Source organism: Capnocytophaga ochracea DSM 7271 (genome assembly GCF_000023285.1).
Taxonomy (GTDB): Bacteria; Bacteroidota; Bacteroidia; order Flavobacteriales; family Flavobacteriaceae; genus Capnocytophaga; species Capnocytophaga ochracea.
The window spans coordinates 1,409,586-1,430,026 of record NC_013162.1 but is presented as its reverse complement, the minus strand read 5'-3'; the positions used below and the strand labels follow the sequence as shown (position 1 = coordinate 1,430,026).

At 41.2% G+C, this 20,441-nt stretch carries 20 protein-coding genes and 5 tRNA genes; 4 read left to right on the top strand and 21 right to left on the bottom strand.

The genetic code is table 11. The annotated features are described in order from the left end of the window. Window positions 1-135: 135 nt before the first annotated feature. A complete protein-coding gene (locus COCH_RS06140; protein WP_015782385.1) occupies window positions 136-2,862 on the bottom strand; it encodes a calcium-translocating P-type ATPase, PMCA-type in 2,727 nt (908 codons plus the stop codon). Between the two features lie 670 nt (window positions 2,863-3,532). Between COCH_RS06140 and COCH_RS06135 the strand changes: the two genes are divergently transcribed. After that, window positions 3,533-4,249, top strand: a complete 717-nt coding sequence (locus COCH_RS06135) for a LytR/AlgR family response regulator transcription factor (protein WP_015782384.1) — start codon at window positions 3,533-3,535, stop codon at window positions 4,247-4,249. Window positions 4,250-4,281: 32 nt separating this feature from the next. Here COCH_RS06135 and gldA read toward each other — a convergent pair whose 3' ends face one another. The 19 genes from gldA to COCH_RS06040 form a co-directional block, all read right to left on the bottom strand. Further along, window positions 4,282-5,181, bottom strand: a complete 900-nt coding sequence (gene gldA / locus COCH_RS06130) for a gliding motility-associated ABC transporter ATP-binding subunit GldA (RefSeq protein ID WP_015782383.1) — start codon at window positions 5,179-5,181, stop codon at window positions 4,282-4,284. A 129-nt stretch (window positions 5,182-5,310) separates the two neighbouring features. Further along, window positions 5,311-7,080: an aminopeptidase P family protein gene (locus COCH_RS06125; protein WP_015782382.1), complete on the bottom strand. Its 1,770-nt coding sequence runs from the start codon at window positions 7,078-7,080 to the stop codon at window positions 5,311-5,313. Between the two features lie 159 nt (window positions 7,081-7,239). Beyond that, window positions 7,240-7,473: a hypothetical protein gene (locus COCH_RS06120; RefSeq protein WP_015782381.1), complete on the bottom strand. Its 234-nt coding sequence runs from the start codon at window positions 7,471-7,473 to the stop codon at window positions 7,240-7,242. A gap of 3 nt (window positions 7,474-7,476) precedes the next feature. Next, entirely contained in the window at window positions 7,477-7,956 is a 480-nt protein-coding gene (locus tag COCH_RS06115) for an S-ribosylhomocysteine lyase (protein WP_015782380.1), read from the bottom strand. Between the two features lie 35 nt (window positions 7,957-7,991). Next, window positions 7,992-8,276 (bottom strand): virulence protein, encoded by a 285-nt coding sequence (locus tag COCH_RS06110; RefSeq protein ID WP_015782379.1) that lies wholly within the window; start codon window positions 8,274-8,276, stop codon window positions 7,992-7,994. After that, a complete protein-coding gene (locus COCH_RS06105; RefSeq protein WP_009414426.1) occupies window positions 8,264-8,473 on the bottom strand; it encodes a hypothetical protein in 210 nt (69 codons plus the stop codon). The genes COCH_RS06110 and COCH_RS06105 overlap by 13 nt, the downstream gene beginning before the upstream one ends. 217 nt (window positions 8,474-8,690) lie before the next feature. Next, window positions 8,691-9,152: a hypothetical protein gene (locus COCH_RS06100; protein ID WP_041546738.1), complete on the bottom strand. Its 462-nt coding sequence runs from the start codon at window positions 9,150-9,152 to the stop codon at window positions 8,691-8,693. Between the two features lie 170 nt (window positions 9,153-9,322). Next, window positions 9,323-9,393, bottom strand: a tRNA-Trp gene (locus tag COCH_RS06095). Window positions 9,394-9,471: 78 nt separating this feature from the next. After that, window positions 9,472-10,659: an elongation factor Tu gene (tuf, locus tag COCH_RS06090; RefSeq protein ID WP_015782377.1), complete on the bottom strand. Its 1,188-nt coding sequence runs from the start codon at window positions 10,657-10,659 to the stop codon at window positions 9,472-9,474. 65 nt (window positions 10,660-10,724) lie between these two features. Next, window positions 10,725-10,796: transfer RNA gene (locus tag COCH_RS06085), tRNA-Thr, on the bottom strand. Between the two features lie 12 nt (window positions 10,797-10,808). Continuing rightward, window positions 10,809-10,881: transfer RNA gene (locus COCH_RS06080), tRNA-Gly, on the bottom strand. A 21-nt stretch (window positions 10,882-10,902) separates the two neighbouring features. Continuing rightward, a tRNA-Tyr gene (locus tag COCH_RS06075) sits at window positions 10,903-10,984 on the bottom strand. 37 nt (window positions 10,985-11,021) lie between these two features. After that, window positions 11,022-11,095: transfer RNA gene (locus COCH_RS06070), tRNA-Thr, on the bottom strand. A gap of 509 nt (window positions 11,096-11,604) precedes the next feature. Beyond that, window positions 11,605-12,528 carry a M48 family metallopeptidase gene (locus tag COCH_RS06065; protein ID WP_009419836.1) on the bottom strand — a complete coding sequence of 308 codons (924 nt, stop codon included), beginning with the start codon at window positions 12,526-12,528 and terminating at the stop codon, window positions 11,605-11,607. A 154-nt stretch (window positions 12,529-12,682) separates the two neighbouring features. Beyond that, the gene (locus COCH_RS06060; RefSeq protein ID WP_015782376.1) at window positions 12,683-13,246 is read right to left on the bottom strand and encodes a LemA family protein; all 564 of its coding nucleotides are present in this window, start codon (window positions 13,244-13,246) and stop codon (window positions 12,683-12,685) included. 2 nt (window positions 13,247-13,248) lie between these two features. Continuing rightward, window positions 13,249-13,554, bottom strand: a complete 306-nt coding sequence (locus COCH_RS06055; protein WP_015782375.1) for a virulence factor — start codon at window positions 13,552-13,554, stop codon at window positions 13,249-13,251. 3 nt (window positions 13,555-13,557) lie between these two features. Further along, window positions 13,558-13,776 carry a hypothetical protein gene (locus COCH_RS06050; protein WP_015782374.1) on the bottom strand — a complete coding sequence of 73 codons (219 nt, stop codon included), beginning with the start codon at window positions 13,774-13,776 and terminating at the stop codon, window positions 13,558-13,560. Window positions 13,777-13,783: 7 nt separating this feature from the next. Further along, window positions 13,784-14,626 (bottom strand): dTDP-4-dehydrorhamnose reductase, encoded by an 843-nt coding sequence (gene rfbD, locus COCH_RS06045; protein WP_015782373.1) that lies wholly within the window; start codon window positions 14,624-14,626, stop codon window positions 13,784-13,786. 6 nt (window positions 14,627-14,632) lie between these two features. Beyond that, a complete protein-coding gene (locus tag COCH_RS06040; RefSeq protein WP_002675130.1) occupies window positions 14,633-14,848 on the bottom strand; it encodes a hypothetical protein in 216 nt (71 codons plus the stop codon). A gap of 290 nt (window positions 14,849-15,138) precedes the next feature. On the opposite strand from COCH_RS06040, the gene COCH_RS06035 reads away from it, so the two are divergent. Continuing rightward, on the top strand, window positions 15,139-16,098 hold the full coding sequence (locus COCH_RS06035) for a ribonucleotide-diphosphate reductase subunit beta (RefSeq protein WP_002675128.1): 960 nt from the start codon (window positions 15,139-15,141) through the stop codon (window positions 16,096-16,098). Window positions 16,099-16,140: 42 nt separating this feature from the next. Here COCH_RS06035 and COCH_RS06030 read toward each other — a convergent pair whose 3' ends face one another. Beyond that, entirely contained in the window at window positions 16,141-17,001 is an 861-nt protein-coding gene (locus tag COCH_RS06030; RefSeq protein WP_015782372.1) for a glycerophosphodiester phosphodiesterase family protein, read from the bottom strand. A gap of 782 nt (window positions 17,002-17,783) precedes the next feature. Between COCH_RS06030 and COCH_RS06025 the strand changes: the two genes are divergently transcribed. Both COCH_RS06025 and COCH_RS06020 read left to right on the top strand, forming a co-directional pair. Beyond that, on the top strand, window positions 17,784-19,037 hold the full coding sequence (locus COCH_RS06025) for a sigma-54 interaction domain-containing protein (RefSeq protein WP_009419829.1): 1,254 nt from the start codon (window positions 17,784-17,786) through the stop codon (window positions 19,035-19,037). A gap of 127 nt (window positions 19,038-19,164) precedes the next feature. After that, window positions 19,165-20,436, top strand: coding sequence for a nucleotide sugar dehydrogenase (locus COCH_RS06020; protein WP_015782371.1), 1,272 nt, complete (start codon window positions 19,165-19,167; stop codon window positions 20,434-20,436). The last annotated feature ends 5 nt before the right edge of the window (window positions 20,437-20,441 follow it).

The following is a 20,441-nucleotide window of genomic DNA, read 5'->3' as shown; positions in this document are numbered from 1 at the left end:
TATCTGGAAAGTTTTGTTTTGTGAGGGCGATTTGCCAATCGCCCCTACAATGTAACTAAAGGATTTTGATTATTAGGGTAATCAACTTAGCCAAAGTTTGAAAATTCGGCTAAGTATGTAACGCAAAAGCGACTATTACTTTTCTGTTTTTATGGCTCTGAGAATTTCTCCTGTCCATAGTACGAGACTGGTAGCGCCAATGATGATTGTCCAATCGGTGAGCTTGAGTGGGGTTACGTTGAACATCTGCCCACCAAAAGTAGTGATAAACACTTGACCGATGACAATCACCGTAGCAATAAGTATAAAACCTTGGCTCTTGCCTATATTATAAAAAGTACTCTTGCCGGTACGATAAGCTTTGGCATTGAACATATTCCAGAATTGCAAGAACACGAATATCGAGAAGAACAAGGAAAGTTCATAAGCCGATAGTCCGTTTTTGGGTGTTCCGAAGTGAAAGAAATGACTGAAATAATCAGTAATTGAAAATTGAGTGAGACTGGTGATATCCTCATTTTTAAAGTACTGAATGAAACCAAAAAGCAACACTACAAAGAATCCTCCTACACCAAAAATGCCTTTTGTCATTGGCTTTGTAATGATATTAGCACCACGCGCACGAGGTTTATCGTTCATTACGCGGTTGCTCGGTGGTAAGGATGCTAACGCTAATGCCGCAAAGGTATCCATAATGAGGTTCACCCAGAGCATTTGAGTTACGGTAAGCGGTGACTCTACCCCTAAGAATGCCCCAATGAGCACGATGATACACGCTGCCACATTGATAGTCATCTGGAAGAGGATAAAACGCTGAATGTTTAAATAGAGTGAACGCCCCCACATCACGGCTTTACCGATACTACTGAACGAGTTATCTAAGATAGTGATATCGGAAGCTTCTTTGGCTACTGAGGTTCCGTCGCCCATTGAAAGACCTACTTGGGCAGCTTTGAGGGCTGGTGCATCGTTGGTACCATCACCAGTTACGGCTACAACTTCGCCTTTTTGTTGCAATAGGTTCACGAGGCGTGCTTTGTCGAGCGGACGTGCGCGTGAAATCACGCGTAGGTCGGTAATGCGGTCTAAGAGTTCGGTATCGCTCATTGCGGCAAATTCTACGCCGGTGATTTGGTTACGCTCGGTGCAAGTATCGTCCCACAAATGTATTTGGCGGGCGATTTCGCGAGCGGTACCTGGTGTATCACCGGTTACAATCTTCACCTGAATGCCTGCGTGCAAACACTCTTCAATAGAAGCAGGCACATCAGGGCGTACGGGGTCAGAAATAGCGGTAATACCTATAAAATTTAAGCCGTTTACCACTAACTTACCATTTTCGGATATTACCGTATTCGGGTCGTCGATTACTTTATATGCAAAACCGATAGTGCGCATCGCTTGGTTTTGGTATTGTAATAGTTTTGCCTCGAAATCGGCTTGAGGAATATCGGAAAGGAATTTACCACCCTCGTAGCAAAAAGTCATCACGATTTCGGGAGCTCCTTTCACGTACAATACCGGTTTGCCCAACGCTGGTGATTGCACCAAAGTAGCCATATATTTGCGCTCGGTAGAAAAAGTGAGTTGGTTAAGCACTTCACTCCCTTCGCGTATGGGCAAGTAGTTGGTTCCTTTGCCGTAGAGCCACAATAGGAGTGCTCCTTCGGTAGGATTCCCCAGCACGTTTGGTTTTTCTTTATCAGTAAAATCGAGGTAAGCCGTAGAGTTCACCGCCATCGATTCGGCGATGAGTTTTTCACCTAATTGTTCATCTGTAAAACGATTGAAATAAGTTTCGTAGATAGTCATTTGGTTTTGGGTGAGTGTACCCGTTTTATCGGTACAAATCACGGTAGTAGCGCCCATCGTCTCACAAGCGTGCATCTTGCGCACGAGGTTATTGGTAGCCATCATACTGCGCATACTATAAGCCAAACTGAGGGTAACACTCATCGGTAAGCCTTCGGGTACCGCAACTACCACTACGGTAATAGCAATCATCGCTGTATTGAGAAGATAGTGACCAAAATCAATCCAATCGATTTGGTTTATGTTATGAGCAGGAAGCGTAAAATATAGGATAAGACGACCTACAATCACCAAAATTGCAATAGCGTAACTGATTTTGGTAATCATTCCTGCGAGTTTATCCAACTGTTCGTTGAGGGGAGTTTTCACTGTGTTGTCTATCTGAACCCCCTCGAACACTTTGCCGTATTCGGTAGCATCGCCGACCTTTTTCACTTCAAAAATACCGTGACCATCGGATACCGAAGTACCGCGACAAACGTAGTTAGAAGGGTAAGTAGCTTCTGCCTCAAAATCGGATGGATTGGTGGTTTTGTGTACCAAAGGTTCTCCGGTAAGGGTAGACTCGTTGATATGCATTGATACGGCTTCGAGGAGCTCGCCATCGGCGGGTACTTCTTCACCGGTTTCCAAAATCACTATATCGCCTACTACAATATCCTTTTTGAGCACTTGTGTAATGTGTTCGTTGCGAATGACTTTGTAGTAAATCTCGTCGTTTACCTGATTGAGAATTTCGAATTGTTTATTGGCTTTATGTTCAAAATAGAAAGCGACACCTGTAGCCAAGAGTACAGCAAAGAGAATCCCTATGGGCTCTAAGAAAGCATCGAAACCTTCATTATGCACCACATATTCATAAGTAGATACTCCAAAAGAGAAGACGAGGGCAACGAGAAGAATGATGATAATGGGGTCGGTGAACTTTTCTAAGAATTGTTTCCAAAGCGGTTCGCCTTCTACTGATGAAAGGGAGTTTTCGCCGTATTTTTGGCGACTTTCAAGGACTTGCGCATCGGTAAGACCTTTGTAATGGTGTTTATCTGCCATAGTTTTTTGAGTAATTAAAATGCAAAGATAGTTATAATTAGCAAATTAGGAAATGAGAGAATGAGAAAATGAGAAAATTAGGGAATGAGGAAATGAGGTGCGAGGTTGAGTTAGAGGAATGAGGCTGTGCTTCAGAAATTAAACAAATTTTAAACAAAATCAAGGCTGCGCCTTGTGAAATGGGGAGAGAGGTTCGTCGGAGTTTTTAGAGAATCTTAGAGAGGTTTTGAATTTTCGGAAGGAAACGGAGATTTTCGGAAGAGGGTTGAGAGAGATTTTGGTGAAAAAAGGCTGTGAGGAGGGTGGGGTTAGCTTATAGAGAGCTTATAGGAAGCTTATACGAATCTTGGACGATTGGTATAGAAAGGGTGTGTAAAAAATTGATTAATAGCTTAATACAACAATGCCAAAAATGCCAAAAACGGGGTTTCGAGGCGAAAGAAAGAGGAATCCTCACCCCGTTCACATACTCTCCTATTCGGAGACTTCTCCCAAGGAGAGGGAGGATATGGCGACGGAAAAGAGAATTAGAAAATTAGCAAATTAGGAGATTAGCAAATTTGTGGGAGGAGCTCAGTGGGAGTGTGCGGGAGGAAAAAATATCATTATTTGGGTATATAACGGAAAAATAAGTGTATCTTTGCCTTTGGAATTTTATATCTGTGGCAAAATGCAACTTACTTGTATCATTGTAGACGATGAGCCTATGGCGCTCCAACTGCTAGAAAGTTATGTGGTAAAGACTCCTTTTCTGAGGTTAGTCGGCAAATTTAGCAATGCTATTGATGTATTGACGTTCTTATATGAAGGTAGCGCACCCGACCTTATCTATATGGATATCCAAATGCCTGAACTTACAGGGCTCCAGCTTTCTAAAAAGATACCCACCTCTACTAAAATTGTTTTTACTACGGCTTTTGACCAATACGCTATTGAGGGATATAAGGTAAACTCTATTGGATACTTATTGAAACCTTTTGATTATGCTGAGTTTTTGGAGACGGCTCAAAAGGCTTTGCTATTAAGCACACCTTCTGTTACTGAAAAACCGCTCGAAATAGCGCAGAATTATATGTTTGTAAAGGCAGATTACAAGCAAATAAAGGTGATGTATGATGATATTTTGTATATAGAAAGTCTTAAAGATTACGTAAAAATATACCTCAACAGTCAGTCACAACCTATTGTAACGCTGATGAGCTTGAAGAAATTGGAAGAGGAATTACCGGAAGAACGGTTTATGCGAGTGCATAGGTCGTTTATAGTAGCTCTGGACAAAGTGAAAGTAGTGGAGCGCAACCAAATAGTATTTGGCAAACAACGCATTACGATTGCTGAGAATTGTAGAGAGGCGTTTCTGAATAAAATAATGCCTAATGGTCAATAAAAAAAGTTGCTTGAAAAAATCAAGCAACTTTTTTAATTATTAGCCGTTAGTTGAATGAAGGTTTCTTCTAAGTCTTTATGCTTGTGATTAATTTGTAGTATTTTCAATCCGTTTTCTTTGGCAAAATCAAATACAGTGGGGCGCATATCTTCTGAGGTATCGAACTGTAACTGATATAGAAAATCATAGACATTATGCACTGATACTATGTTAGGCAAAGCGCGCAAGAGGCGTTCTTCGACACGAAAATCAAAAGCTACTTCTATAATTTGTTCTTTGTTTTGCAGTTCGGTCATTTTCTTATCTAACACGATGTTACCTTTATGCAATACAATCACACGGTCAGCCAAAGCTTGAATTTCTTGCATAATATGAGAAGATAGTAACACTGTTTTACGCTTACCTAACTCTTTGATAATATGGCGTATTTCTACCAGCTGATTGGGGTCGAGCCCTGTGGTAGGTTCATCGAGTATAAGAATTTCGGGGTCGTGAATAAGCGCAGAAGCCAAGCCTACACGCTGGCGATAGCCTTTGGAGAGCGCCTCTATCTTCTTATCGCTTTCAGAAGAAAGCCCTGTAAGAGCAATTACCTCTTCAATCCTATCGGAGGGGACTTTGGGGTATAGTTCAGCCATAAAGCGCAGGTATTCTCGCACGTACATTTCGGTATACAACGGATTGTGTTCAGGCAAATACCCTATTGTTCTCTGTGCTTCAATAGGATTTTTTAGTATATCAATGCCATTTACTGTTATTGTTCCATCAGTAGGGGTAAGCGCTCCTGTAATCATTTTCATAGTAGTAGATTTACCTGCTCCATTAGGTCCTAAAAAGCCGGTAATTTCACCTTTTTCAAGTTGAAAACTGATAGCATTGACAGCCACTTGCTGTCCGTATATTTTTGTTAGTTGTTGAACTTCTACAGACATCTTATTATATTTTGGGCTCAAAAGTACAAAATAATAAACAATTGACAAGCGTAATAATTAAAAAAGGCTACCCAAATAGAGCTTCGGGTAGCCTTCCTTCAGTATATTTAAAAACAAATAGAAGCTAAACTACAAAGGTTTTACAAGAGTTAAGAACCATTCTTTTACATCACCTTCTAATAGAGGGGCGAGTTTTTCTTCACAAGTTTTGTGGTAGGCATTAAGCCATTGGCGTTCTACATCGGTGAGGAGAGCCACATTGATACCTGAAGGCATAAACGGACAAAGGGTGAGGGTCTCGAAATCGTAGAACGTACCAAACTCGTTGGTAGCTACTTCACGCACCGTAATGAGGTTCTCGTGACGAATACCGTATTGATTTTCGAGATATACCCCAGGTTCGTCGGAGCATACCATACCTGCTAATAGTACTTGTGGGTTGAGGTCTTTGCGAATATTTTGAGGTCCTTCGTGTACGTTCATAAAGCTACCTACACCGTGACCAGTGCCGTGACCATAGTCCTTATGGTTTTTCCAAAGTGCCATACGCGCATAGGCGTCGAGCTGTACACCGCGAGTGCCTCTTGGGAATTGTACCATTGCGAGTTGTATCATTCCTTTGAGTACAAGGGTACTATCGTCAATAAACTGTTGACTTACTTTGCCTAATGGAATGGTACGAGTGATATCGGTAGTACCTTCAAGATACTGTCCACCAGAGTCTACCAAAACACTACCCTCGGGGTGTACCTCTTTACTACCGTGCTTAGGAGCTGAATAGTGCACAATGGCGCCATTACCTTGGTAACCAATGATACTGCCAAAACTTTCGCCTACGAAGTTCTTGCCTTCGGCACGAAAGTCGCGTAGCTTCTTGCCGATGCTGTATTCGGTCATTGGTTCTTTGCCTACTTGGTGGGTAAGCCAGTAGAGGAACTTCACCATTGCTACCCCATCGCGTACCATTACAGTACGGAATCCTTCGAGCTCGGTAGCGTTCTTCACGGCTTTCATCAGGTTGCCAGGAGCGGGAGCTTGCACGAGTTTATTGTCCTTTTGGAGGGCTTCGAATATCGCTTGATTGGTATTAGGGGCGAGGAGTATATTTTGTCCTTTTACGGTAGCCAAATAGTTGTAGAACTCATCATAAGGACGCACGTTTACTTTGGCTGCTGCCAAATGAGCTTCTACCTCAGGGGTGAGTTTAGCTTTATCTACAAAAAGAGTCGCTTCTTTATCGGATAGAGCGATATAACCGAGGAATACAGGGTTGTAAGCCACATCGCTACCGCGGAGGTTGAGTGTCCAAGCTACATCGTCTAAGGCAGTGATAAGGTGCAAGGTAGTGCGGTGGTTAGCCATTGCTTTGCGAATAGCGGTGAGTTTCTCGGCTACGGTTTGTCCTGCCCATTTGTCGGGGTGTACGAAAATGTGATGAAGAGGGTCTTTTTCTCGGTTTGTCCAGATAAGGTCGATAAGAGGTTTATGCACCAATTTGATGTTGTGAGCGGCTAAAGTAGCTTGTAGTTTTTCCCAAGCGATGTGAGAGGTTGCCAAGGCGTTAAGTGCCACAGTAGCCCCAGCGGGAAGTACTGATACGAGCCAATCGGCATAATCGGGGGTACCTTCTACACCGTCCTTGAAGAGGTCGATGCCAGAGCCTTTGAGCTCGATAGCCGATTGTACAAAGTAGCGAGAGTCCGTCCACAAGCCGGCTTTATCTTTGGTAACGACTACAAAACCCGCAGAGCCTGTAAATCCAGAGAGCCAAGCGCGTTCGAGCCATTCTTTGGGTAGGTATTCACTAAGGTGAGGGTCGGCGCTGAATACCACAAAAGCGTCGATGTGGTTTTCTTGCATTTTAGAGCGCAAGAGAGATAATTTTTCGGGTGTATTCATTGTTTATAGTTTTATGTTTCTGCAGCTTTGCTGCGTTAATTTCTCGCACGGATTACACGAATCACACAAATTTTGACACGGATAATTTTCTATTGTCAGTTGTGATGTGCACGGATTGGCAGCTATCGCTGCCGGATTTAATGGATTATTTCAAATATTTTAACAAAGTATGATTTTACGGCGAGCTTCTATTCTTTTAAATACTATATCAGCAGGCTCAGCAGGAGTTGGGTCGGCTTTAGATTCGTAATAGAGTTGTAAGTCTTCTAACTCTTCATATAATTCAGCAATTCTCAAAAGCTCGTTATATTGTTCAATAGGAATAACAGCCGAGAGTGTATTGCCTTGTCTATCAGTTAGGAAAGTGGGTTCTTGTAAAATCATTGTATTCATATTTTACTTGGGATAATTCAGATTTTTATCGGTGAGGTGATATAAGGTTTCCTCTAAGTATTTTTTAGCTTCGTATTTAGCAAAAGGGAGGTTGTTGTTGTAGAAATTGCCACATTCTAAAGCTGAGGCACCAGGAATATCACCTTCGAAATTAGCGATATACTCAAAAAGTTCGGTGATGAGGGGGGCGATATCTTTGGAGGTATAGTCACCAGCGAGAATAAGGTAATTACCGGTCATACAGCCCATAGGCCCCCAATAGATAATCTTGTCTTTCCACTCGGGGTTGTTGCGCAACCAAGTAGCGGCGAGGTGCTCGATAGTATGTGTTTCGGGACTGCCAAGTACGGGCTCGCGATAGGGGAGCTTCATACGGATATCGAAAGAGGTAAGCACTTCGTTGCCTACATAGTCTTTACGCGATACATAAATGCCACGCTCGAGTTTGAGGTGGTCGATACAAAAACTTGCTATTCTTTCCATTTTGTTTAGGTAAGAGATGATACCTTTACTTCTTGTTAATTGATATTTAGTTGAAATTCTTGAGTGAAATCGGAGTAGTCTTCTATTTTGAAAGCGCGAATATCTCTCACTGAGAGGCAGAACCATTTGATATTTTTTAGGCTTTGTATAGCACGAAAAAGGGTTCGCAAATCGCCTTCAGTAGCATAAGTACTCCCTTGTATCCAATAAAAATTATTTTGCTTAAGTACTTTTCTAATTTCAGCATAAGCGTTGTGATATGGATCTTTATAATGTTTCTTTAGCTCAGAAACTATTAAGTCAAAAGCTATAGCGTGCATAATTCTTCCTCTTCTACGGGTTTAAACATATCTTCTTTTTCAAAGAATAATTCGCCATTGTCCGTCTTTACTTCAATGACAATTCCTATAAAGGGATTTTGTTCTATTTCGGTAACGGTAGCTTCTACCCAATCGGGTTTCCCTGTGAGTTGAGGAGAAACCCACACGCGTTGTCCTATGTTAAATTTACTTTCCATTTTATTTAGCTAAGAGATAAGAGGTAAGAGATGATACCTTTACTTCTTGTTAATTGATATTTAGTTGAAATTCTTGAGTGAAGTTGTTTAGGAGTGTCTGAATTTTCGGAGAAGCTCGGAGAGTTTCTGAAAAAACTCTAACGTATGATGCCTAATAAACTACCCCGCAAAAGTATTAAACCTGTCATTAAAAAACAAATGTTTTAAGGAAATTGTTTTAAGAATCTATAATTCCACTAGTAGAGATATTACTCTTAATCACCATTTTCTTATGTGTTTTAGTCGTTTTAATAATACAAAAAGGACGACTAAGTGCCGAGGCATCTCCTGTTACTTTGCTTTCAGTGATGATTTCTATATAGTCATCATATTCTATAGCCGAGATTACCTCTATTTGCGATGGTGTCGAACCTTTGATGTCTCCCCAAATGAGTACCAACTGTTCAGTGTTGAAATTAATTTTAGGGAGTTTGGCTATTTTGTTTTCTATACCCCATTCTTTAGCAATCTCTTGTAATTCGGTTTCGCTATGAATAATTTCTTGCTGGTGAGTAACAGAAGCAGTAGAACCCGTATAACTATTGAGTAGAGACGTAAAAGCAAAAGCGTTATTATCATCGGAACTCTTGCTACAACTCATAACGAGGAGCATACAGAAGAAAAAATAAAGAGGTTTCATTGGTAATGCAATTTTTGGGTTTGACACCACAAAGGTACAACTTTTTTATTTATCATCAAAAATATGGAGCATATTTAGGTAAAAGATAAAAGGGTAAATAGTGATGCAAAGATATGATTTTTAGAAGATAAAAAAACATTACCAAAGTTTGGAACTTTGGTAATGTTAAGCACGGGTGGAGGGATTCGAACCCCCATCAACGGTTTTGGAGACCGCTATTCTACCCTTGAACTACACCCGTATTTTAAAAAAAGTTTTGAGTTTTTATGCTCAAAACTTTTTTGTATTAAATAATATTTAACCTAACCTTCTTAGCTAATTAGTCAAGAATTTCAGTTACTTGACCAGCACCTACGGTACGACCACCTTCGCGGATAGCGAAACGAAGACCTACGTTCAATGCGATAGGTTGCAACAATTCTACTTCGATAGTTACGTTATCACCTGGCATAACCATATCAACACCTGGTTGCAAGTGGATAGTACCGGTTACGTCGGTAGTACGTACGTAGAACTGAGGACGGTAGTTGTTGTGGAATGGAGTGTGACGACCACCTTCTTCTTTAGAAAGGATATACACCTCAGCTTTGAATTTAGAGTGTGGAGTTACAGAACCTGGTTTGCAGATTACCATACCACGTTTGATGTCTTTTTTGTCGATACCACGAAGCAACAAACCTACGTTGTCACCAGCTTCACCACGGTCGAGGATTTTGCGGAACATTTCAACCCCAGTAATAGTAGAGGTCAATTTTTCAGCACCCATACCGATGATTTCAACTGCATCACCTGTTTTAGCTTCACCAGTTTCGATACGACCAGTAGCAACGGTACCACGACCGGTGATAGTGAACACGTCTTCAATAGGCATCAAGAATGGTTTATCGATGTCACGAGTTGGAAGTTCGATCCATTTATCAACAGCGTCCATAAGGGCAAGAACGCTATCAACCCATTTTTTCTCACCGTTAAGAGCTCCAAGAGCTGAACCTTGAATGATAGGAGTGTTATCGCCATCGTATTGGTAAGAGCTCAAAAGCTCACGCATTTCGAGTTCTACGAGTTCCAACAATTCTGGGTCGTCTACCATATCTACTTTGTTCATAAACACAACGATACGAGGAATACCTACTTGGCGACCGAGGAGGATGTGCTCACGAGTTTGAGGCATAGGTCCGTCGGTAGCAGCAACTACGAGGATAGCACCGTCCATTTGGGCAGCACCTGTAATCATATTCTTTACGTAGTCGGCGTGGCCAGGACAGTCTACGTGTGCGTAGTGACGAGTAGCTGTTTGGTATTCTACGTGAGAGGTATTAATGGTAATACCACGTTCTTTTTCTTCGGGAGCGTTGTCGATTGAATCGAAGCTACGAACTTCTGAAAGACCAGCGTCGGCTAATACTTTAGTAATAGCGGCTGTCAAAGTTGTTTTACCGTGATCCACGTGTCCAATAGTACCAATATTCAAGTGGGGTTTGGAACGATCAAATGTTTCTTTTGCCATTTTTAAATAAATTTTAAATCTTAGTTATATAAATGAGTGTTTGATGTGTGTACAAAATACGTGAGAGCTGATGACGAGATTTGAACTCGTGACCTCTTCCTTACCAAGGAAGTGCTCTACCCCTGAGCTACATCAGCATACAAAAAAAGAGCGGGAGACGAGGTTCGAACTCGCGACATTCAGCTTGGAAGGCTGACGCTCTACCAACTGAGCTACTCCCGCAAAAAAATAAAAATATGACAGTGGGGAGAACAGGATTCGAACCTGTGAAGGTAAAACCAGCAGATTTACAGTCTGCCCTCGTTGGCCGCTTGAGTATCTCCCCCGAATATTTGAACTATTAAAATATGTACTTTTTTTTGAGCCGGCAGAGGGATTCGAACCCACGACCCCGAGATTACAAATCACGTGCTCTGGCCAACTGAGCTATGCCGGCGTCTATCTTTTTACAGAGCGCAAAAGTATAACATTTTTTTTTATCGACAAAATTTTTAGCACTTTTTTTACGAAAATATTTTGAATGTAAATACAAACATTTGAATATCAGATATATTTTCTGAATAATATGTTTTAACTTTATTGCTATTTTTTTAGCTTACGTGAATAATTAGCTAATTAGGATTTGGCAAAGCTTTGTGATGTAAAAGCAAACAAAAATACGATACGAACCACACGAGCAGGTGTGGGGCATACGGACAAGTAATAAGGTTTAAATGGGGGATAAGTGGGGTTATAGTGGCTCTACAGTGGCTCTACAGTGGGTCTACAGTGGCTCTACAGTGGGTCTAGAATGAAGAAAAGACAAACAAAAGACGAAGAATGAAGAAAGAAAACTTCTATGATTGATACATAGGTGAGGTACGTTTACTGAAGGAATCAAGGGGAGTTGTAGAAGGGAAGCTTATGCGCAAAAATGTTTTAGTTGTTTTGAGCTAAGATAAGTCTTTAAAATTGCTCTAATACTTGTATGCGTTTGCGAATAGGTGGGTGGGTGGCGAACATTGCAAAAAAGCCTTCGGCTTTATAGTCGATGAAGAGTTCTTTTACTTCGTCGTTATCCACACCTTCGATGGTGGAGTGCCCTGAGATTTTCTTTAAGGCATTGGCTAATGCCAAAGACTTATGGGTCATTTCAACAGCTCCTGCATCAGCCATATATTCGCGACTGCGAGAAAGTGCCAACTTAAAGAGTATTGAAAAGAAATAGACAACCCCTGCTACCAATAAGACTACCAGCACAACAGCTCCTCCCCCACCCTTTTCGTTTCGCCTATTGCGTGAAGAATACAACTGACTATTGAGCATCGTGCGGAAAGCGATATTGGCAATAGTGGCAAAAATACCTACAAACACAATGGTAATAATAAGCAAACGGACATCGCGGTTGCGGATATGGGTAAGTTCGTGAGCTATCACCCCTTCGAGTTCGTCGTCGTTAAGCGTGTTGATAATACCACGTGTAAGGGTGACGGCAAAGGTTTTTTGGTTGATACCGGAAGCAAAAGCATTGAGCGCATCGCTTTCTATAATATAGAGCTTGGGCATAGGCATTCCGACGCTCATACAAAGGTTCTCGGTGAGATTATACACCCGCATATTCTCACGGCGTTCTAAGGGACGAGAGTGAGTGGCGGTTTGTATCATTTGGGTATTGAAGAAGTAGGAGATTACAAACCATATAGCTACCCCTATCAGCACCACAGGGACTACTGAAAGGAATTGAGCATTTACAGCCTCTATATCTTGGTCGTTAAGCATATACAATACCGCATAGGTTCCCGCAAGGATTAGCAAGGGGAAGGCTAATAAATACAGAACAGACTTGGTGTTATTTCGTGCGATTTGTTGTCGGATACCAAGATATTGCATAATTTAAGTTTTTATTATTACCCATTTTTCTTTACTTGCAAAGATAGGAGTGGCAAAGATATTAGTTTTATATGAGAATACCAAACAATGTTCAAAAAAACAAATAAAGGAGACGCTATAAAACATCTCCTTTATATATCTTCTATGCATTCGATTAGCTAAACGAAATCTCTGGAGCTTTATCCAACTGTTGGCGTTGTTCTGTACCCAAATCGAAGAAGGGTTGTGGAGTCATTTTCTTGAAACCTGCTACGATATTAGTAGGTATTGATTGGATAGCGGTATTCAGCTCTTTGGTAGTAGAGTTGAAGAAGCGACGCACTGACGCCAATTTATTTTCTATATCAGCAATTTCTTGTTGGAGGTGCATAAAGTTAGTATTCGCTTTCAAATCAGGATAAGCTTCTACTTGGATATTGAAAGCACCCATAGCAGAAGAGAGTTCTTTCTCAGCTGCAATCTTATCGTTTATATCAGTAGCGCTCATAGCACGACTGCGCGCTTGAGTGATTTTGGTGAGCACATCGGACTCGTGAGTCATATAGCCTTTTACAGCTGCTACGAGTTGAGGAATAAGGTCGTGACGTTGCTTGAGTTGCACATCGATATCAGCAAAGGCGTTCTCACGATTATTGGCTAATGCCACGAGTTTGTTGTTGGCACTAATGTACCAAAATACTAGAATCACTATGATTGCAATGGTTATTATAAGTCCCATATCTAATTAATAAATGTTTTTTTAGTGGATTTTATTTTTACTACTTGAGTTAAATCACTCCAGTCCTCAATTCTGAATACTCTTATATCTCTAACAGCATTAGCAAACCATTCAATATAAGCAAGGGCATCTATGGCTAACATTAAATTGCCCATATCCTTATTATCGGTTACATAGGTACTCCCTTGTATTCTGTAAAAGTTATATTTTTCAAGTTCTGAAGCTATCTCATAATAAGCATTATTATACGGTTTCCCATAATGCTTTTCTAAAGATGATATATTCATATCAAAAGCTATAGCATACATAACCTAAGATTTAGAGGTTTTGAAGTAATCTTTTACACCGAAGAAGATACGTCCTTGATTATCTTTGATAACTATTTCATCTCCTATAAACGGATTTTTAAAGATTTTAATAACAGTACCTGTTATCCAATCTTTTAACATAGTTAAATCAGGTGATACTTCTACAATATCACCTACTTTAAAGGGGCTCTTTGAGATTTCTTTTTTCATATAATTTAGCATTTATTTCTCATTTATCACTGCAAAAACTATGCCTCCAATGAGGAATTGGATAATTAAAGTCTTTTTTTAGCTTGGTTTTATCTAACACTGAGTAGGCAGGGCGCGTTACTTTGCTTGGAAACTCATCGGAACGACAGGGCAATACTTTACAATTATTACCCGATTGCGCTACAATAGTTACTGCAAAGTCATACCACGAGCAAACCCCTTCGTTAGAGAAGTGATATACCTCACGTTTGCCTTTATACCAAAGATTTTCGACTGCTTGCACAATAAAATCGGCTAAATCAGAAGCGTTGGTAGGGGTACCTACTTGGTCGAATACTACTTTTAGTTCAGTACGTTCGGCACTGAGGCGCTGAATAGTCTTTACAAAGTTATGACCGAAACGCAATGAGTACAACCACGCTGTACGGATAATGAGATGTTCAATGCCTGCTTGTTGTATTACTTGTTCGCCTGCTAATTTAGTACACCCATAGACCCCAAGAGGTGTGGTTGGGTCGGTTTCGGTATAAGGAGTGTTTTTACTTCCTCCGAAGACATAATCGGTGGAAATATGAATAAGAGGCAAGTTGTGTTCTTTACAAACAGTTGCTAAATTCTCGACAGCTGTATGGTTGATAAGAGTTGCGAGAGCTGAGTCGTCTTCGGCTTTATCAACATTGGTATAAGCTGCGCAATTGACAATGACACCAATATTATTAAGTTGCACAAAAGCACGAATAGCTTGGACATCACAGATGTCCAAGCTATTTATATCCGTGAAATAGTAGCAACTTTTCTTGTGAGGATTAGCCTGAATTTCAGAACCTAATTGCCCACTACCTCCAGTTACTAAAACATTCATTTACTGTTAACTAACAGCGTAAGCGTTACTATCTACCTCTACGCTTTGTTTATCGCGAAAGCTATTATATAATCTGTTTACGTCTGCTTTATACTTATCGGGCACATTGTTGCCATAAGTTCTGTTAAGCTCTATAAACTTTTGTTTTAAATCAGGAGTAATTGCAGTGTTGAAATTCTCCATATACAAAATGTGTTCTACTAATTTTACAAATTCTTCCATAGTTCTATAAATGTTTAATCATTGTTTGACGAGGCAAAAGTACGAATAAATTTATTATTGACAAAAAAATAGTTATCAATTTAAATTAACAGGTTATCAACAGAGTTATCAACAGGTGAATTTAGGTAAAAGGTAAAAGATAAAAGGTAAAATTAGAGAATGAGAAAATTAGAAAATTAGGAAATGTGGGAATTAGAAAATTAGAAAAATTATTGGAGTTTATAGTATTTTTATTATCTTTGCGCTCTGTAAAACATCATTAAAACATTCATAAAAAAACATTTATCATTATGGGAATTTTTGACAAACGCGAGAACTACAAACCTTTTGAATATCCTGAGGTTATGGAGTTTGTGAACGCTATGCACAAATCGTTTTGGGTACACTCAGAAGTGGAGTTTACTGCCGATATTCAGGATTTTAAATCGGAGTTAACACCTGTGGAAAAAGAGGCAGTGAAGCGCGCTCTATTAGGTATCGCCCAAGTGGAAGTATCAGTAAAGACTTTCTGGGGAGACCTCTATGACCTCTTCCCTAAACCTGAATTCAACGGATTAGGGGCTACTTTTGCAGAATGTGAGTTCCGCCACAGCGAGGCTTACGCACGCTTATTGGAGGTTTTGGGCTACAACAACGAGTTTGAAAACTTATTGGAGGTACCTGTTTTTAAAGAACGCAGTAATGTATTAAAAGAATACTTGGCTAAAAATCGTGAGAACGCTATGGAGCGGATTCTGTTTTTCACATTGATTATTGAGAATGCTTCGTTGTTCAGTCAGTTTGCTACTATTCTTTCATTTACGCGTTTTAAAGGGTTCTTGAAAAACGTAGCGAATATTATTGCGTGGACATCGGTAGACGAACAGTTACACGCCAATGCAGGTATTTATATTCTCAAAAAGATATTTGAAGAAAATCCAGAAATGAAAGCTAAAGCCGAAGAAGATGCAACTACTTTTATCCGTAGTTATATCACTTTGGAAGACAAGATGCTAGACTGGATTTTTGAACAAGGTGAATTGGAGTTTTTTAGCAAAAAAGACTTGTCGAACTATATGCGTTATCGTTTGGACGACTCGCTTACACAATTGGGATTAGGAAAGCCTTTTGGTATTTCGGGAGAGGAAGCCAAACCGATGATGTGGTTTGAGGAGGAAGTGTTCAGCAATGAGCTTGACGACTTCTTTGCCAAACGCCCTACTGCTTATACTAAACACGACAAGAGTATTAGCGAAAACGATTTATTTTAGATAAAATAAGAGGTAAGAAGTAAGTTTCTTACCTCTTATTTTTTACTTGAATGCCAAAGGTCTATCGGTAGAAAAAACTTGTATACCTTTCTTTGCCCACTCGGTATATAGGTGGTCGCCTTTGGTAGCAGCACGCTTATCTAAGTTACCTAATGTACCTAATATGGCAGGTATTTTTAGTTGGTTTAAACGCTCATACAGCTGATCAGGAGCTAAACGAATGCCAGTGAAAGCCAACAACTTCTGTTTAGGAATACCTGTTTGCAAAATACGGTTTAGTTCGTCTTCATTGCGGGCGCTCACCGAAAGGAGCATCTCAGGAGCTACCTTATGCAAGGCTTCGGCTTGTGCAGTATTATAACTGATAAGCACCACTTGCGCTTCCATCTTCTCTTCGCGCACTAAATCTACCACTTTTTGATAAGAAATACCCTTTTTAAAATCTAACATTAAGTACCCCTTATGGGTTTTACACCACGAAAGTACATCTTTTAAAAACGGAATCTGAAAAGCAGTTACATTGCCGAACTCATCTTTGAGTTTTTCAGTGCCCAACTGTTCGGTAGTAAGAGCTGATACGACTCCTTGACCTGTGGCGGTACGTCCTAACTTATCGTCGTGCATCAGGAGCAAATCGCCGTCGGCACTCTCGAAGATATCTATCTCAAAGCTGTGTATTCCTTTTTTGGAAAGGTATTGAATGCTTTCCAAACAGTTTTCGGGATAGCCCTTAAGTTGCTCTCCTCCCCCACCCCGATGAGCAGAAACAATGGGTTTGGAGGTAAAATACATTTGGTTAGTAATCTCCTCTTGGGGGATTATCTGTCCGGTTGAGGGGCTTTTGCAAGCCATTGCGAGGCACAAAAGCGATAAAGTGATGATATATTTCTTCATTAAAAACATATTTTTTTTGCAAAGATAAAGAAAATGTGGAAATGAGAAAATGAGAGAATGAGAAAATGTGGAAATGAGAAAATGTGGAAATGGGAGAATGAGGAGGAGGCTACAAGAATTGCACTAGCGGAGGGTTTGTTAGTTTATTCAACTTTGGCAAAGTTTGAGATGAAAAAGCGATGTGTTGGTGACTGTTAGGAGTATTCGGAAGGAAACAGAAAAGTTCGGAAGAGAGCTGAGAGGGGTTTTGGTAAAAAAAGGCTGTGAGAAGGGTGGGGTTAGCTTATAGAGAGCTTATAGGAAGCTTATACGAATCTTGGACGATTGGTATAGAAAGGGTATATAAGTAGTTGATTCATAATATAATACAACAACGCTAAAAATGTTAAAAACGGGGTTTCGAGGCGAAAGAAAAGGAATCCTCACCCCGTTCACATACTCTCCTATTCGGAGACTTCTCCCAAGGAGAGGGGGAATGTAGCGACAGTAAAGGAGAATTTAGTGACCGAAAAGGGGGAGTGTAGTGGCGGAAAAAAATGATAAAACATCCCCCTTTACACATACCCAGCTGTCGCTGGCTACCTTGAAAGGGGGAATGTAGCGACGGGGAAGAGAATTAGCAAATTGGGAAATTTGGAAATTAGCAAATTTGTGGGGAGGAGTTTAGTGGGAGTGTGGTGGCAGAAAGGCGGAGGAAAAGCGATTGAAAAATAGCTTTTTGTTATATCGAACTGACATAAATTCAAAAAAATATTCGTACCTTTGCCGTTCATAAACTCTCAACTAAAAAAGTGGAAAATATACAAGCTATAAAACAGCGATTTAGCATTATTGGCAACGACCCTAAGCTAAATCGCGCTATCGAAAAAGCCATACAAGTAGCCCCTACTGACATTTCGGTACTCATCACCGGAGAAAGTGGGGTGGGAAAAGAGGTTATACCGCGCATCATTCACTCGCTGTCTCTACGCAAACACGGCAAATACATAGCCGTAAACTGCGGAGCAATCCCCGAAGGGACTATTGATTCGGAACTTTTTGGTCACGAAAAAGGCGCTTTTACGGGAGCTACCGCTACCCGCAGTGGATATTTTGAGGAAGCCGATGGCGGGACTATCTTCTTGGACGAGGTAGGTGAATTGCCCCTCACTACCCAAGTGCGCCTCTTGCGGGTGCTCGAGAACGGCGAGTTCATAAAAGTAGGTTCGTCGGTAGTGCAGAAGACAAATGTACGCATTGTGGCAGCTACCAATGTGCAAATGCAAGAAGCTATTAAAAAAGGACGTTTTCGCGAAGACCTTTATTACCGACTCAGCACAGTAGAGATACATTTGCCTCCTTTGCGCGAACGCAAAGACGATATCCACTTGCTTTTCCGCAAGTTTGCTTCGGATTTTGCCGAGAAATACAAAATGCCTCCTGTGAAGCTCAGCGAAGATGCGGTACATCTGCTCACGAACTACCGTTGGAGCGGGAATATCCGTCAGTTGCGGAATGTAGCCGAGCAGATTTCGGTACTTGAACAGCGCAGGGATATTACGGCGAGTATTTTGCGCACCTACTTACCCGATGAGGGTAGCAATCTACCACAGGTTGTACCTCAGCAAGCGCGCCAGGATAGTGATTTTAGCAACGAACGCGAGTTACTTTACAAGGTGCTTTTCGATATGAAATCTGACCTCAACGACTTGAAAAAGCTTACCCTTGAACTGTTACAACACGGCAATTCAGCCCAAGTACAACAGGACAACGAGGGACTTATTCACCGCATCTACGGCAATGATTCACACAAGAATGAGGCGAGCTCTCCGGCTTATTCTATCATTCCCGTACCTCCTACCGAGAAGGAAATCCTATCTCACGAAGAGGTGTACGACTATGAGGAAGCTGCGGAAGAAGAGCGTTTTTCACTTCAAGAGCAAGAGCGCGAGATGATACGCAAGTCGTTAGAACACAACGGTGGCAAGCGCAAGGAAACCGCCAAAGCCTTGGGGATTTCGGAGCGGACGCTATATCGCAAACTAAAACAGTATAATATGATTTAGGCACTAAGCTTTGGGGCATAAGCCTCAGGTAATAGGGGGCAGAGGAGAGGACTTTCTGCCCAGCTGGACGAGGCGGAGTTTTGGGAAAGGATTGTTAATTATTAATTGTGAATTGTTAATTATTTAGATGAAATCATATAAAATAGGCATTATTGGGCTGGGTTATGTGGGTTTCCCCTTAGCTTGTCTGTTTGCCAAAAAATATCCCACAGTGGGTTACGACCCCTATACGGCGCGAGTGGAGAGCCTCAACACGGGTATTGACACTACGGGCGAAATCGGTAGTGAAATCCTTAAAGAGCGATTGGCTACCCACCTCATTTGCACTGCAAACCCAAATGACGCTAAGGATTGTAATGTGTACATAGTGGCAGTACCTACACCTATCGACCTCTATCAGCAACCTGACCTTACCGCTTTGCGCGAAGCGAGCCAAACAGTAGGTGCATTGCTAAAAAAAGGAGATATAGTGATTTACGAATCGACTGTTTACCCAGGAGTGACGGAAGAGGTGTGTGTGCCTATCTTGGAAAGCGTGTCGGGGCTTGCATACAACCGCGATTTCTTTGTGGGTTACTCGCCTGAGCGCATCAACCCTGGTGATAAGCACCATACCGTGGAGACTATCTGCAAGATTACCTCAGGCTCTACCCCCGAGGTAGCACAGGAAATAGATACGCTCTACAATTCAGTGCTGAGGGGAGGCACTTACCTTGCCCCGTCTATAAAAGTAGCCGAAGCCGCCAAAGTGATAGAGAACGCTCAGCGTGATGTGAATATCGCCTTTATGAATGAGATAGCGAAGATATTCAATATTTTAGAGATTGATACTAATGCGGTGATAGATGCAGCGAGTAGCAAGTGGAACTTCTTGCCCTTCCGCCCCGGTCTGGTAGGTGGACACTGTATAGGGGTAGACCCTTACTACCTCATACAAAAAGCTAAACTGCACGGCGTATCGCCACGCTTAATGATGGAAGCACGCAAGACGAACGACTCGATGGGAGGCTATATCGCCTATCAGATTATCAACCGCTTGTGTTTACAAGGTATGCCTGTGAAGGACAGCCGAATCCTGCTCTTAGGTTTTACATTCAAAGAAAACTGCCCCGACACTCGCAATACGAAAGTAGTGGATATCTACCGTACCCTTGAAAATTTTACTAACAATATTACAGTGTATGACCCTTGTGCAGACCCTAAGCGCGCTCTTGAAGAGTACGGCATTGAGGTAGCTACTAAATCACAAAACCTGCCTACCCACAACGATGTAGTGGTGCTTTGCGTGGCGCACCAAGAATTTCTGCAAATGAATATAGAAAATTACTTAAAAGAAGACGGTATCGTTTACGATGTAAAGGGAAAGTTGAAAGTGAAGAAGAACGTGTTTAGGTTATAAAAGTT